The following is a 14,488-nucleotide window of genomic DNA, read 5'->3' on the forward strand; positions in this document are numbered from 1 at the left end:
GTTAGCTGATCTTGACTTGACCGCTGCCATCCAGGCGCGCGGCAAAACTGACCTGACGCTTGAAACCATCAACCTCCAGCAGGCCTTCGATGCTGAAGGACAGGCGAAGCTGATCGTAATCACGCGGCAGGGAGATGACACGCACGTTGCTCAGGCGCGGTTCGTAGGCTTCGATGAAGCTTTCGATGGCCCGGCGGGCCTGACTCAGCGAGTCGTGCAGGCTCAGGCGCATGTCATTGAGATCAGGTAGCCCGTAATCGGACAGCGTCTGCACGCTGCCCGCCCGGGTGCTGAGCATCTTGGCCAGATGGGCAGCCACGGACGCCATGGCGCAGGCCTCGCGGCTCCAGCCGACGCGTTTTTCCGCGTCGCCTCCCAGGCGTTCGAAAAGGCTGCCGTATTCAGTCACGAGATTTGTTGCTTGCGCTTGTACGGGGAGTCCTTGTCGAGCTTACCTACCAGCGACAGGGTGAAATCGGCCCCCATGTACTTGAAGTGCGGGCGCACGTTCAGACTGACGCGGTACCAGCCAGGCTCGCCTTCGACATCGCTGACGATGATCTGCGCTGCACGCAGTGGGCGACGACCACGGACTTCGGCGCTTGGGTTTTCCTGGTCGGCCACGTACTGGCGGATCCACTTGTTGAGTTCCAGTTCGAGATCGGTACGTTCTTTCCACGAACCGAGTTGCTCGCGCTGCAGCACTTTCAAGTAGTGAGCCAGACGGTTGACGATCATCATGTACGGCAGTTGGGTGCCGAGCTTGTAGTTCAGCTCTGCCGTCTTGCCTTCAGCGCTGGTGCCGAAGAACTTCGGCTTCTGCACCGAGCTTGCCGAGAAGAACGCCGCGTTGTCGCTGCCCTTGCGCATGGTCAGGGAGATGAAGCCTTCCTCGGCCAGCTCGTATTCACGACGGTCGCTCACGAGCACTTCAGTTGGAATCTTGGTTTCGATTTCGCCCATGCTTTCGAAGTGGTGCAACGGCAAGTCTTCCACTGCACCACCGCTCTGCGGGCCGATGATGTTCGGGCACCAACGAAATTTGGCGAAGCTGTCGGTCAGCCTGGTGCCGAACGCGTAGGCCGTGTTGCCCCACAGGTAGTGCTCGTGGCTGTTGGCAACGGTTTCCTTGTACACGAACGATTTGACCGGATTTTCTTCCGGGTCATACGGGTTACGTAACAGAAACCGCGGTACGGTCAGGCCAACGTAACGGGAGTCTTCCGACTCGCGGAAGCTCTGCCATTTGGCGAAATGCGGACCGTCGAAGTGATCCTTCAGATCCTTCAGGTCCGGCAGACCGGTGAAGCTTTCCAGACCGAAGAATTTCGGGCCGGCCGCGGCAATGAACGGCGCGTGGGACATGCAGGCAACGCTGGACACGTACTGCATCAGTTTCACGTCCGGCGAGCTTGGGGACATGAAGTAGTTAGCGATGATCGCGCCCACCGGCTGACCACCGAACTGACCGTATTCAGCGGTGTAGATGTGCTTGTACAAGCCAGCCTGCATCACTTCCGGCGAATCTTCGAAGTCGTCCAGCAGGTCTTCTTTAGAGACGTTGAGGATCTCAATCTTGATGTTTTCACGGAAGTTGGTGCGCTCGACCAGCAACTGCAGGCCACGCCACGACGATTCCAGCGACTGGAAGTCGGGGTGATGCAGAATTTCGTCCATCTGGCGGCTGAGCTTGGCATCGATCTCGGCGATCATTCGATCAACCATGGCTTTTTTGACCGGCTCGCCGCTGTTCTGCGGCTTGAGCAGCTCTTCGATGAACGCCGACACACCACGTTTGGCGATGTCGTAGGCTTCGTCGTCCGGGGTCAGGCGGGTTTCGGCGATGATGCTGTCGAGAATGCTGTATTCACCGTTCTCGTTGCTCTTTTGCTGTGCTGCGCTAGTGCTCATTGTATTGGCTTCCTTGGCTGATGGAGACTCAGGCATCCTGGGCTGCGGCGTTCAGGCCCAGCTCACCCAGTACGCGACCGCGGGATTCGTCGTCGGCGAGCACGCCTTCGATGGCTTTGCGAAATGCAGGCGCATTACCCAAGGGGCCTTTAAGGGCCACCAGCGCGTCGCGCAGTTCCATCAGTTTTTTCAGCTCGGGCACTTGCTCGACCAGGCTGGCCGGGTTGAAGTCCTTCATCGAGTTGACGCGCAGTTTCACGGCCAGCTCTTCAGTGGCGCTTTCTTCCTGAAGACGGTTCGGTACGCTCAGTGTCAGCTGCAGCTCTTGCTTGGCCAGCACTTCGTCGAAGGTCATTTTGTCGATGCTGATCGGCTTGCGATCTTCGACTTTGCGTTCGTCCTTGCGGTGGGTGTAGTCACCGATTGCCAGAAGTTTCAACGGCAATTCAATCTCTTCTTGAACACCACCGATGGCAGGTTTGAAGGTGACGTTGATGCGTTCCTTGGGGGCTACCGAGCCTTCTTTGGCCATGGTGTTTCTCCTTGCGGTTGTGGCCCGAGGGCCTATTCGAGTACTACTTCGAGATCGAGGTGGCACAGCCTGCGATAAATCTCTTCCTTACGTTCACGGACGGCATGGTTCTGCGGTAGCAACTCGCAGCAGCTATGCAGCAAATGCAGCACTTGCAGCGCAAGATCGGGCTCCCAGGCATACAGGCCTGCGTCCTGTAATGTTTGGTCGAGTGTTTCGAGTTGGGTCTTGGCCAGTTCGTATTTCTTGGCCATGACGCACAGCCGCGCGAGGGCGAACTGCCAGAAGAATCGAACGCGGCCGCCGTGGGCGATTTGCAGGCCTTGCTTAAGGATTTGCACGGCGGCCTTGAGGCCGTCCTTGCGCAGAATTGGCACTGCTTCTTCTAGAGCCTGTTCCCAGGCCGATTGGGTGTCGGCGACCTCGACCTTGCGCGGTGCACTGGCGCTTTGCAGGTGCGGCATGACATTCGCGCCGACCCAGGCGCGAGTGGCCGGATCGGCAAATGGGGCGCCATCATGGAAGCGTAATTCGAGAAGGCCGGGCAGGCGCTGAATCAACTGCGCGAAGTGGATTTCCACTTCGCGCATGGCCATGTCGGCATTCAGTCCCTGGAGGCATTCCCAGACCAATCGCTGACCGTCGAACCAGAACGGCGCCTTGGCCAGACTGGCTTCGAGCTCCACCAGCAGATCAGCGTATTTGGCCTGGTCATAGCGGTCCTGATAGGCCTTGAGCTTGTCTGCCGGCAGCCCGCGCAGCGCGGTGATCTGCTCGGCGTTACGCTCGGGCACCACTTCGATGGGCAGCCAGAGCAGCGTGCGATTGAGGCGCAGGGCGCGCAGGTCAGTGACGTTTTGCTTGAGCCACCAGGCGCACAACGGACGGGCGTTTTCCTGCTGGGCGCGCAGGGCCTTGTGGGCCTCTTTCTCGTTGTCGATGGGCGCGCCCGGATTGAACAACTGCGTGGCGACCTGCTTAACCTGAGCCACTGCGGCGCTCACCACACCTGGCTCCGGCTGGTTGTCGGCCGCGCGCTGGACCATGCTTTTCAAACGACGGCAGATCGGCAACAGCAAGGGGGCGTCATCGCCCAAATGTTTGGTGCAAGCCGCATCCAAACCTTCCAAATGCTCCACCAAACGGCGGAACAACGGCAGCTGCTCTTTGATCGCGACGTTTTCGTTCAGCACTTGCTCAAGACGCGGCACCAACCAACTGATGGCAGCGGAACGGGTGCGGGGCTTGTTTGGATGAATGTCGTCCCAGTGGTGTTCACTGAGGTGGTGCAGCAAACCGAGACCGGCCAACAGCCCCGGAAAAGATTCACGCTGGTACAGGGCCCAGGTCAGCCAGGCAGCCACCCGCAAATCCTTGGATTGAGTGCGCAGCAGGTTTTCGCTGATTTCGCGTATTTTCAGCCAGTCGACTTGACCGCTTTCGTGCATGGATTGGGCTTTGCCCAGCTCACTTTCAACTGCTTCATATTCGTTCGAAAAGCGAACATCCTCGCCCGCGAAGTTCTCTTTGGAAACAGAGGCCTTTGCGAGTTCAAGGTAATGAGTAGACAGTTTGTTTGAGTAAGACATCCATGGCCTTTATTAAGAATTACGGTCATTCGCCAATTGGAGTTTCAATGACGCCAGCCCGTGTGGCCGAAGCCGGCACGGAGCATGACAAAAATAGATAACTAAAAATGTAGGACGCTTCTGAAAATGCACGCAGATAAAAACAGTTAGTTAAGCGCCATCGTATTAATAGCGTTTTACTGTAGGAATAATTACCACGGTGTCACTCAACGATCGCCAGACGATATGTCGCGATACATCATTAACCAGTGCAGTAATAACCCTTAAAATCCAAGCGGGATGCTTAGATCGAGCCTTACCGGGCTCTGAATGCAACACTCTGAAATAGAGGAAGTTTCTGGCAAAGGCAAAAGAACTTTCCTACATCAATCCTTTCAATGCGTTGTTAGCGTGTTTCAGCAATTGACGCAGGTTCAAGCCCGATTTGGCTTGCGCCTAAAGTTTCTTTTTCACTTCCAGTTCAAGGATGAGCTGATGAAAAGCAAAAGGATAAGCGTATGTTCCCTTCGGCCAATGTTGCCCACTTCACGCTCGAGATCCCAACGGTTCGCAACGATTTCAAGGTGCTGGCGTTTGAAGGCACTGAAACCATCAGCGCCTTGTACGCCATTCGCGTCGACCTGGTCAGCGAGTACCTCGATGTCGATCTGGAGAGCCTGCTCGGCCAACCGGCGTTTCTGCAGTTCGGCCTTAACGGCGAAGGCATTCATGGCCGTATCGAAGACGTGGTCGCAGGTGAATCTGGCCGACGCCTGACCCGCTATCACCTGACCCTGGTACCCGCGCTGCACTACTTGCAGTTCAGCCACAACCAACGGATTTTCCAGCACCTGACGGTGCCACAGATCATCACCCAGGTCTTCAAGCGGCATGGCCTCCTGGCCGATGCGTTTACCTTCCACGTCAGAACCAGCCTCAAGCGCGAGTACTGCACTCAATACGGAGAAAGCGACTTCGAATTCGTCCAGCGCCTGTGCGCCGAAGAGGGCATTGGATGGCATCACCAGCATTCCCGGGACGGTCATTTGCTGGTGTTTACCGAGGACCAGGTCTTCGTTCCCACACTGGGCGAAACCCCTTACCACCCAGACTCGGACTTGGTGGCGGAGCACCCGGTGATCAATCAGCTCTCCCTGACCTTCAAGACTCGAACCAGTAAGGTCACTCGCCGGGACTATGACTTCCAACGTTCCAGTCGGTTGCTGGAAAACAGCGTTAGCGCCGAGGTCACTCCAGTGCTCGAAGATTACCGCTTCCCACTGGAAATGGTGACCGAAAAGCGCGGTAAACAACTCGTCCAACAGGCGCTGGAACGACACCGTACTGACTATGCGGTGGCCAAGGGGCAAAGCGATCAACCCACGTTGCGCTGCGGCCACTTCTTCGGACTGACCGAACACCCCCGCAAAAAGTACAACGATCTGTGGTTGTTGCTCAGTGTTACCCACACGGGGAAACAACCCCAATCTCTCGAAGAAGCGCTTGTCCACGACGCCCAATCCCAGGATGGATTCACCCAAGGCTACCGCAACACCTTTACAGCGATTCCGTGGGACGTGGCCTTTCGGCCACCGCTGCTCTCCCGAGCCCCCCTGGACAGCCAGACCGCCCGCGTCACCGGGCCGGAGGGCGAAGAGATTTATTGCGATGAATACGGACGCGTGAAGATCGAATTTCCGTGGGACCGAGCAGAACTCAACAACGAAATGAGCAGTTGCTGGGTGAGGGTTTCATCCAGTTGGGCAGGTGAAGGGTTCGGCGCGGCGACTATCCCGCGTGTCGGCATGGAAGTCGTCGTGACATTTCTGGAAGGCAATCCCGACCGTCCGCTCATTACCGGGTGCGTGCCGAACAAGATCATGTCCGTAGCCTATCCATTGCCCGAGAACAAAACCAAAACCGTACTGCGCAGCCACAGCTCCCCCAGCACCGGCGGCTACAACGAACTGTCGATTGAAGACCGCGCCGGACTGGAAAAAATCTACCTGCGTGCGCAACGCGACATCGAGCAGCTGATCCTCAACGACAGCCGAAGTCTGATCAGCAACGACCGCTTCGAGCAAGTGGGCAACAACAGCACCAGCCTGATCAAGGGCGAAGAGTTTCACACCACCCAAGGCGTGCGCAGCACGGTGATCGGCGGTGATGAGCTGATCACTATCAGCGGCAATAGCAGCACGACATCCGTTGGCTCACTGGTCATTCAGGCCGGTCAACAGGCTCAAGTCACCGCCGCCAATGTGGTGATCGATGCAGGCATGAGCCTGACGCTCAACGCGGGTGGTCACCACATCGTCATCAACGCGGGGGGGATTTTCAGCAGCGTGGCTATTGTCGAGGGCGGTGCGCCAATGGCGGGTATTCAGCCGCTGCAGGCGCTACAGGCGTTGGCCAGCAATCCCGATCCCATCATCGCCACCCCACTGTCTATCGTGACCGACGCTCGACAGCAGGCGGCGGACTACTGCCCGCTTTGCGAAGCTTGTCTCGCTGGCCAATGCAATGTTGGAGAAGTCGCATGAATACACTTGAACAATGGCTGCTCGAACAATCCCGGGCCGGACGGGACCTCTACCTGATGCTCGACACTGACGGCCTGCTCGACGAGCGCATGGCGTTAGCCAAGGAACTGGGAACCAATCGGTACCGCAATGTGTATGTGGGTACGGCGGTTAACTCGATGGCGCCAGCAGGTCCTTTTCTTTTCCAGATTGGCACTGTCAAACATCCGGTCATCCAGGCGCTGCTCGACACGCCGGAGCGTCATTGGGGCTGGCTGGCGAGCGCCACTTACTTTGAACTTGATGCTTTGGTCACCCACTGGCGCGACCGGTTGATAGTCGGTGAGCGCCCAAGTCGAACGGTGTATCGCTTCCACGATAACCGCGTACTGGGGCGCACGCTGGGTTATCTGAAACCTGAGCAGCGCGCCGATTTTCTTGGGCCGATTGCCAGCGTCTGTTACTGGCACTCTGAGCAATGGACAGTCACGGACAACCCTGACCCCGGCGAACATCCCCTGCCGCTCGTTCCGGCCTGGTTGAAAACGCCAGCGCCAGACATTGTCTACGCGAACGTGCAGTTCGCTAACACGCGCCGCTACTTGGTCCGTGAGCACACCGAAGCCTTGGCTGCCCTCGCCACAGAGCGCGATGTGGATGGCTGGTTGTGGGGCTTGATCCAGTTGGTCCATTTGTGGGGCTGGCAGCAACCTGAGCAGGTGCATTTTTTGCTGACTCAATGCTTGAAGTCGCCGGGTTACCTGCCACCTAAGTCCTGGCAACCGAAGCCCGAGGAGAACCCAGCGGCGCATTTTGAGCGGGTGTATCAGCAAGTGTTGTATTGGCAGGGAGATGCGCCTGTATGAGGGGTGTATTTCGAAGGCTGATCCTCGGGGGCTGTCTCTCCTTGAGCTTGGGTTGTTCCGCGCTCGGCAAGCCGGACAGCTTCACCTTCGTCCCCGATTTCCCACCTGACTTCAAGTACGAGCTGACCGCCAACTACGTGCCCGCCCAAGGGCAAACGTGCACCGTGCCGGGGGGGAAAGGTACTCAGCTCGGTTTCAACAAGGTCTACATGGAATACGAAGCGACTTCCGAGATCCCGCTTTACAGAACCGTTAGCAATTGCCCGTTGGCTTTGAACCGTGTGGAGGTCGAGGTCACGGGCATTTTTGGCCCGGAACTCAGTGATAGAAGCTCTGACTATGCCGTAATTGCCGTGCGCTCAGAGTTGTCGGATCGAAATAAAGGCACGTTCAACGCTGCTGGCGTAGGGGAGTTCTCAGGCGAGTGTCAGTGGTTTTTCCGCACCGTCGGCCCCAAGCGTTACCTCATAAAAATCCTTTACTGCAAAAAGACTGATGCGCAGGGGAACGTCGCGAAAAGTCGTCCCTTCACGGCTTACACGCTCGATCAGTTACCAGGAAAAACAGTGAAACTAAAAATCACATTGGCCCGTGAGGAGGAGCCTTATATGGGCGACACATGGGTGAAGGTGCCTGACGGTTGGAAGCGCTGTATGGGGAAAGGTTTTGAAGATCAGGACGCGTTCTGCTTCGGGAATTACAAGGACTTCAGCAGTTTCAGAATGGTGGATGAACGGATCTGCACCATTTATCCAGGCTGCACGGAAGACAAGGACGAAACCCAATGACGCATCAAAAAGCTTGGCTCTGGCGAGAAGCTGTCCGGCTCATGAAACGAATTATTCAAAGCCTGACCCTTGGCAGTTGCCTGTCACTGACATTGGGTTGTTCCGCGCTCGGCAAGTCGGACAGCTTCACCTTCGCCCCCGAACTTCCTCCTGACTTCAAGTACGAAGTGAAGGCGATCTACCTGCCAGCCAAAGGGCAAACGTGCACCCTGGCGGGAGGCAGAAATGCCCAGCTTGGCTTCAACAAACTCGACATGAAATACGAAACGACTTCTGAGATCGAACTGTACAGGACAGTTGAAAACTGCCTGGTGGCATTGAATCTAGTAGAGATCAGGATCACGGGCATTTTTGGCCCGGAACTCAGTGATAGAAGCTCTGACTATGCCGTAATTGCCGTGCGCTCAGAGTTGTCGGATCGAAATAGACGCACGTTCAACGCTGCTGGCGAAAGTCAGTTCTCCGGCGAATGCCAATGGTTTTTCCGCACTGTTGGCCCTGAGCGTTATGTCATAAAGCTGCTCAGATGCAAAAGGATTGATGCACAGGAGAGTCCCACCAAAGGTCGTCCTTTTACTGCTTTCACGCTGGATCAATTGCCGGGAAAGACTGTCAAGCTGAAAATCAAGTTAGCGGATGAAGAACTGCCGGGCTGGGGCGACACTTGGGTCCAGGTCCCGGGAGGCTGGAAGCGCTGTTTGGGAAAAGGGTTTCAAGATCAGCGTGGCTATTGCAATGGAAATTACAAAGATTTCAGCACCTTCAGGATGGTGGATGAACGGGTATGCACCATCTACCCAGGTTGCACGGAAAACAAGGACGAAACCCGATGACGCATCAAAAAGCTTGGTACTGGCGAGAAGTTGTCCTGCCCATGAAGCGAATCCTTCAAAGCCTGACCCTCGGAAGTTGTCTGTCCTCGACCGTGGGTTGTTCCGCGTTCGGCGACACTGAGAGCTTCAACTTCGTCCCCGACTTCCCACCTGACTTCAAGTACGAACTGACCGCCAACTACGTGCCCGCCCAAGGGCAGACGTGCACCGTGCCGGGTGGGAAAGGTACTCAGCTCGGTTTCAACAAGGTCTACATGGAATACGAAGAGACTTCCGAGATCCCGCTTTACAGAACCGTGAGCGAGTGCCCGTTGGCATTTAGTCATATGAAGATAAAGGTTACGGGCATCTTCGGCCCGGTACTCAGTGACAGAAGCTCTGACTACGCCGCAATTGACGTGCGTACAGAACCGTTGGGGCGATACAAAGGCACGTTTAACGCTGCCGGCGTCGGTGAGTTCTCCGGAGAATGCCAATGGTTTTTTCGCACAGTCGGCCCCAAACGCTACCTAATAAAAATCCTTTACTGCAAAAACACTGATGCACAAGGAAACGTCACCAGAATTCGTCCACTTACGACTTATACGCTCGATCAGCTGCCAGGGAAAACCGTGAGGCTGAAGATCAAGTTGGCCGAAGAAGAACTACCTGCGATTGGTGATACTTGGGTGAAAGTGCCCGGTGGATGGAAACGCTGCATGGGCGACAGCTTCGAAGACCAATACGCGTTTTGCTACGGCAATCATGAGGATTTCAGCACCTTCAAGATGGTGGATGAACGGACTTGCACCATTTACCCGGGATGTACGGAAAACAAGGACCAAACGCCATGAGCATTGAACCTTTAGCGGCAAGTGATGCGCCATTTATGGGGGGCAATATCCACGTTTGCCCACTGCGAGGTCATTCGACGAGCTTTCAATTAGTGGACGAGTTCGGCGATGGCAAGCCTTATGCCGGTTTGCCCTACGAGGTTACTGATTACGAGGATACCGTTTACACCGGAAAGCTCGATGCAACCGGGGTAGGGAAGGTAAACAACCACTTCTGTGGCCCGGTATTGCTCAAGCTGAGTCAGCCATACCAAGGGAGTGAAAAAACATACTCGTTTTTACGTGAAAGACCGAGCTATCCACTCCCCATCACCGAACTACAAGTACGCGCCGAAAAAACCCGCTTTTTCGACAAATCAGGCGTACGGACTATGGTAAATCCAGCAAAAGAACTTGCTGATCCTGACGCCTATTACCAGGTTGAAGTGAGCGAACTGGTCAAGCACGTTGCGCATTTGCCGCCCTTGGTCTCGCGCGGCGCCCCACCCAACATGGTACTGCACACGCTGTTCCGCCAGCCCGCTGAAACCAGAGCATTCACACTCCAGAAAAGAGATGCCCCGGATGGAGGAATGAGCGCTGTCATGACTCCAGCGGACACGGGCATGTTCGAGCTGGGATTCGCCCCGCCGCCGCCCAAGCCAAAAGGCATCGCCTTACTGCCGAACAAACATCATGTGCTGGAGGTGCGGCCGATGAGGGCGCTACGGCCAATGTTGTCGACCAGCAATGAGTTTTGCGCGCTCAACCTCTATCAACTGGCACTGATGTCGACGTTGAGCTACACCGACTTTGGTCAAGACCCGAATACCCAACCCGTCGAAATGGATAGCGTGACATTTCCACTGCGGCCCAGCAGTGGCAACTGGTTCGGTCATGCCTTGCCGCAATTTGATGAGCTATGGCAAGTCGATGGCTCACAGACTGCGAAGTTCTACCCCTTATATGAAGAAGTGCCTTACTCCAAACGTCTGGAAGTAGTGCCGTTCGACCCGCTGCTGTACCCAGAAGTCAACGATCCGGAGTTGGGTAATGAGCAGGAACACCCGGCGAACGTGAACTTCCTCGATGATCGCGAACAAGCAGAAAGCTCGGACACGCAGGCCTTTATCAGCCATCACGACGAGTTGATGTTGATAAGCGTGAGGGGCACAAGCGAGATATCAGCCGACGCCTGGCTTGATGCGGACGCCAATCAGGTGCCTTTCGAACAAGGGGATGGGAAGGTACACAACGGTTTCTATAGAGCTGCCACAGTGGCCTACACATTTGTCGTGGACTACATGGAAAAATTCTACAGCGGGCAAAAGCTGGTAATCACAGGGCACAGCCTGGGTGGTGCGGTAGCGCTGTTACTGGCTGAGATGCTGCGACGCAATAAACGGTATCAACCGGACATCGTGCTTTACACCTACGGCGCCCCCCGCGCCGCCGACACGACCTTTATCGAAGCTGCAGAACCGCTGAAACACCATCGCATCGTCTTCCACAACGACCCCGTACCGAGCGTTCCTTCCACCTGGATGAACACGCCGTCCAACCGAGTTCCGATGTACGCCACCCATGGGGCGGTACTTGCCCTTCACCCGGTGGGTGGTTTGGCGTTTTTTATAGGCGGGATCATTAATTTCCTGGGTAACCCCTATGGGCATCACGGCGATTTGCATCACTTCATGCCGGTGGAATTTGGCGAAGGTCGCAGGTCCTCCATCCTCTGGGAACCGGGTTGCAGCACGATCAACGATCATGGTTGCGCCGAAGCGCTGCGACAGACTGATGGCCTGCCCAAGCGCGGCAACTTCCTGCGGCAGGTGTTAGATAGAGGCCATCACTCGATGGTCGACAGCTACATTCCCGGCTGCTGGGCCAGCCTGCGCCGTTGGCAGGAAGCGCTGGAACGAAGACGCTCACTGGTGACTTTGTGGGAATTCGAATGGGTCAGCAACAACCTGACAAACGTCTCAGGACAACTGAGTGCACTCAAAACGAAAATCGAAAAGCTCTCCCGTGCTTATGCCAATCCCCAGCGAGATGCCCAAGCGATAAGGGATCTTGAAAACGAAGTCGAACAGATCGGGGAAACCAAGGCCCGCCTGCTAGCGCTGCACAAGCGGACGGTCATCGAGGCTGATGTTTATGGCAGCTACGCCGACCAGCCCGAATGGGTGCAAGACAGTCTGCTTCGGTGGAATGCTCATCCGGAAAATATCGCCAAGGAACAACTGGCGATGATTCCGTCAGCACCCGAAGACCCTGACGCGGCAATTGCGGCGATAACAGGAGGGTATGCGCCGGGCGCCCCGTTCCATTTGGATATTGATTCGATCATCTAGCGAGCTGCGGGGACTTGTAGGAGCGAGCTTGCTCGCGATGGACCTGAGGGCTACGCGTTTAATCAGGGAGTACGCGTTATCGTTAACGTCCATCGCGAGCAAGCTCGCTCCTACACCACCACCGCAGCGCTTGTTTAAAAGGCTTCAGGGTTACTTCCTGAGAGCTACAACACCTTGCGCCGTTGCCTACGGCTAAGCCAGAATCCGCCGGCTTGTGCGCCTTGGGGGCGGTCGGTAACTTGGTTCCTGTCACTGATCGTCAGTGATCGGGTTTAGTCGCCTGCTGGTAATTGAAGTTGCACAAGCGTCCGTCAGACAGGTATTTCTTACCTGCATTTGATGGTGGCTGTGCGTAGGGCACCTTCGGGTGCGCCGGCTTCTTCAATTCCCCGGTCCGACTAACCTGCGTACAGCCGCCACCCCTTCGTTTAGTCGCGAAGTGGTGTCAGCATCACTTATGGAATTGAAGATCATGTTCAAGGTCACCCCAAACCCGCCGGACACCGATCCGGTCTCCCCGTACGAAAGCCCCGATTCAAACAAACTCAACGAAGCCGCCGAACGCGCCCTCGACCACCACTTCCCACCAGCCGAAATGAAACCACCGAAACGCAACGGCCAACTCTTCAGCGTCTGCCCGGGCATCAACACTGAAGCCCTCCTCGCCAATGCCTCGGAAGACCTCTTGTCCATCAGCGCCATCGCTGCGGACCTCGCCGACGATGTGGACGGCTCACGCCGCTCCATAGCCCTGGCGCTCAGCCGCATGGCCGACGGGGTGCATTTGATGGTGGAACGAGCGCTGGATCATCTGGATGAACCGGAAATGGCGGCGATTCTCACCAAACAACAAAGCCGAACCTGCTAACTCGCCAAGCAGTAAACAACCCCGATGGGTGTGTTCCTCCCATCGGGGTTTTTCTGGTCAGAGTGCCCGGCACACAGCTGGGAGCACAAAAACCAACACAGTTATCTTCCCTGTTTCCGGAATACATGTAGGACGCGTCCTGTTTGGTCTTCTTGGGTTTGAAGTGCCTCTCTGCCTCGGGACTTTGCACAAGCACACTCAATGTCTAGTCGGTGCGACGCATCGCTCATGGCAGCGCGCCCACGCTTAGGGCGTCAGTAGACAGGGAGTTCAATCAGATCATGGCTACTCGACACAATAAAAAATGGACCGTGGCCTTTGGGTGCTACTGGGTTGCCATGCTTACACTCGTAGCCAGCACCTCTGTTCGGGCTGAATTTTGCCGCTATGGTCGCTGCGATTTAGCTAATGGCCCCCTTGAGCACTCGGCACTCACTGGATTTGGGTTGCTCTTCACAACGGTCGGGCCGTTTATCGCGACGTCAGACAAAATCGAGGATGGCCTCTCCAAACACTACGTCCAAGCGGTGAAAGACGATGCCGCCGCGTATCTTGCTACCGACGGCGATCTCGATGGACCCATGCTTGAATCTGCATGGCGCACGTACTTGGAGCAGCACGCTGATCTTCAGCCAAGCAAGAAAGAGTTTGCCCACTTGGTACTGGCTACCTATGGATGAACCTCCTCTTCAGCGTCTGCCCAGCCATCAATTCCGAAGCCCTCCAGGCCAACGCCTTGGAAGATCTGCAGTCCATCAGCACCATCGCCACCGACTTTACTGACGATGTAGCCCTGTAGCAGCTGGCGAAGCCTGCGTCCGGCTGTGTGTAGGAGCGAGCTTGCTCGCGAAGATGGAACATCCGACACATTTTCTGTGGCTGAACGACCATCGCGAGCAAGCTCGCTCCTACACACAGCCGGACGCAGGCTTCGCCAGCTGCTACACGGATCGGGTTTTGGATTGACTGGTCGGTGTTACTTTCGCCGCCCATAAAAAAATGGGCACCCAACCCAGTTGGCGTGCCCATTTTTTATCCCGCTTACCCGCCAGGCGGGACGTCGGTGTGTGTTACGGATTGACGCTGTCTTTCAACGATTTGCCTGGCTTGAAGGCAACGGTGTTGCTGGCCTTGATTTTGACGGGCTCACCGGTTTGCGGGTTTTTGCCGGTGCGGGCTCCGCGGTGGCGTTGCAGGAAGGTGCCGAAGCCTACCAGCGTGACGCTGTCTTTGCGGTGCAGGGCGCCGGTGATTTCTTCGAGAACGGCGTTGAGAACGCGGTTGGCCTGCTCTTTGGTGAGGTCTGCTTTTTCAGCAATTGCAGCGGCGAGGTCTGGTTTACGCATGAGTGAAGCCCCTTTGACGGTTTTTTGTTGTTATGTCCGTGCTGTTCTCGTTGGAACAGCGCCCAAAGTGCCGCAGGTGCTCTACTCT

14 protein-coding genes are annotated in these 14,488 nt (G+C 56.2%); 9 read left to right on the forward strand and 5 right to left on the reverse strand.

The window, feature by feature from the left end:
• Nucleotide 1 precedes the first annotated feature (1 nt).
• Genes tssE through tssA form a run of 4 tightly spaced genes read right to left on the reverse strand, consistent with a single transcriptional unit; the run spans nt 2 to nt 4,032 of the window.
• Nucleotides 2–409, reverse strand: a complete 408-nt coding sequence (tssE, locus tag AC1MDT_RS21530) for a type VI secretion system baseplate subunit TssE (protein ID WP_480418852.1) — start codon at nt 407–409, stop codon at nt 2–4.
• Entirely contained in the window at nt 406–1,911 is a 1,506-nt protein-coding gene (gene tssC / locus AC1MDT_RS21535; protein WP_480418853.1) for a type VI secretion system contractile sheath large subunit, read from the reverse strand. The genes tssE and tssC overlap by 4 nt, the downstream gene beginning before the upstream one ends.
• Nucleotides 1,912–1,939: 28 nt before the next feature.
• Nucleotides 1,940–2,443 carry a type VI secretion system contractile sheath small subunit gene (gene tssB, locus AC1MDT_RS21540; RefSeq protein ID WP_480418854.1) on the reverse strand — a complete coding sequence of 168 codons (504 nt, stop codon included), beginning with the start codon at nt 2,441–2,443 and terminating at the stop codon, nt 1,940–1,942.
• A 32-nt stretch (nt 2,444–2,475) separates the two neighbouring features.
• Entirely contained in the window at nt 2,476–4,032 is a 1,557-nt protein-coding gene (gene tssA / locus AC1MDT_RS21545) for a type VI secretion system protein TssA (protein ID WP_480418855.1), read from the reverse strand.
• Between the two features lie 497 nt (nt 4,033–4,529).
• Here tssA and AC1MDT_RS21550 point away from each other — a divergent pair, with 497 nt between their 5' ends.
• The 9 genes from AC1MDT_RS21550 to AC1MDT_RS21590 all read left to right on the forward strand — a co-directional run bounded on the left by AC1MDT_RS21550 (nt 4,530) and on the right by AC1MDT_RS21590 (nt 13,853).
• Entirely contained in the window at nt 4,530–6,554 is a 2,025-nt protein-coding gene (locus tag AC1MDT_RS21550) for a type VI secretion system Vgr family protein (protein WP_480418856.1), read from the forward strand.
• Nucleotides 6,551–7,399 carry a DUF4123 domain-containing protein gene (locus tag AC1MDT_RS21555; protein WP_480418857.1) on the forward strand — a complete coding sequence of 283 codons (849 nt, stop codon included), beginning with the start codon at nt 6,551–6,553 and terminating at the stop codon, nt 7,397–7,399. Before AC1MDT_RS21550 ends, AC1MDT_RS21555 begins: the two co-directional genes overlap by 4 nt.
• A complete protein-coding gene (locus tag AC1MDT_RS21560) occupies nt 7,396–8,187 on the forward strand; it encodes a hypothetical protein (protein ID WP_480418858.1) in 792 nt (263 codons plus the stop codon). The genes AC1MDT_RS21555 and AC1MDT_RS21560 overlap by 4 nt, the downstream gene beginning before the upstream one ends.
• Before the next feature lie 41 nt (nt 8,188–8,228).
• Nucleotides 8,229–9,020 carry a hypothetical protein gene (locus AC1MDT_RS21565; RefSeq protein WP_480422842.1) on the forward strand — a complete coding sequence of 264 codons (792 nt, stop codon included), beginning with the start codon at nt 8,229–8,231 and terminating at the stop codon, nt 9,018–9,020.
• 41 nt (nt 9,021–9,061) lie between these two features.
• Nucleotides 9,062–9,853 (forward strand): hypothetical protein, encoded by a 792-nt coding sequence (locus AC1MDT_RS21570; protein WP_480422843.1) that lies wholly within the window; start codon nt 9,062–9,064, stop codon nt 9,851–9,853.
• Entirely contained in the window at nt 9,850–12,186 is a 2,337-nt protein-coding gene (locus AC1MDT_RS21575) for a lipase family protein (RefSeq protein ID WP_480418859.1), read from the forward strand. Before AC1MDT_RS21570 ends, AC1MDT_RS21575 begins: the two co-directional genes overlap by 4 nt.
• 472 nt (nt 12,187–12,658) lie before the next feature.
• Complete coding sequence (locus AC1MDT_RS21580; protein WP_480418860.1) at nt 12,659–13,054, forward strand: DUF6124 family protein; 396 nt, start codon at nt 12,659–12,661, stop codon at nt 13,052–13,054.
• Nucleotides 13,055–13,335: 281 nt separating this feature from the next.
• Nucleotides 13,336–13,734, forward strand: coding sequence for a DUF2388 domain-containing protein (locus tag AC1MDT_RS21585; protein ID WP_480418861.1), 399 nt, complete (start codon nt 13,336–13,338; stop codon nt 13,732–13,734).
• Entirely contained in the window at nt 13,731–13,853 is a 123-nt protein-coding gene (locus AC1MDT_RS21590; RefSeq protein ID WP_480418862.1) for a DUF6124 family protein, read from the forward strand. The genes AC1MDT_RS21585 and AC1MDT_RS21590 overlap by 4 nt, the downstream gene beginning before the upstream one ends.
• Before the next feature lie 271 nt (nt 13,854–14,124).
• On the opposite strand, the gene AC1MDT_RS21595 is transcribed toward AC1MDT_RS21590, so the two are convergent.
• Nucleotides 14,125–14,400, reverse strand: a complete 276-nt coding sequence (locus AC1MDT_RS21595; protein WP_003195589.1) for an HU family DNA-binding protein — start codon at nt 14,398–14,400, stop codon at nt 14,125–14,127.
• Nucleotides 14,401–14,488 lie beyond the last annotated feature (88 nt).

The organism is Pseudomonas sp. ASL7, assembly GCF_056680375.1.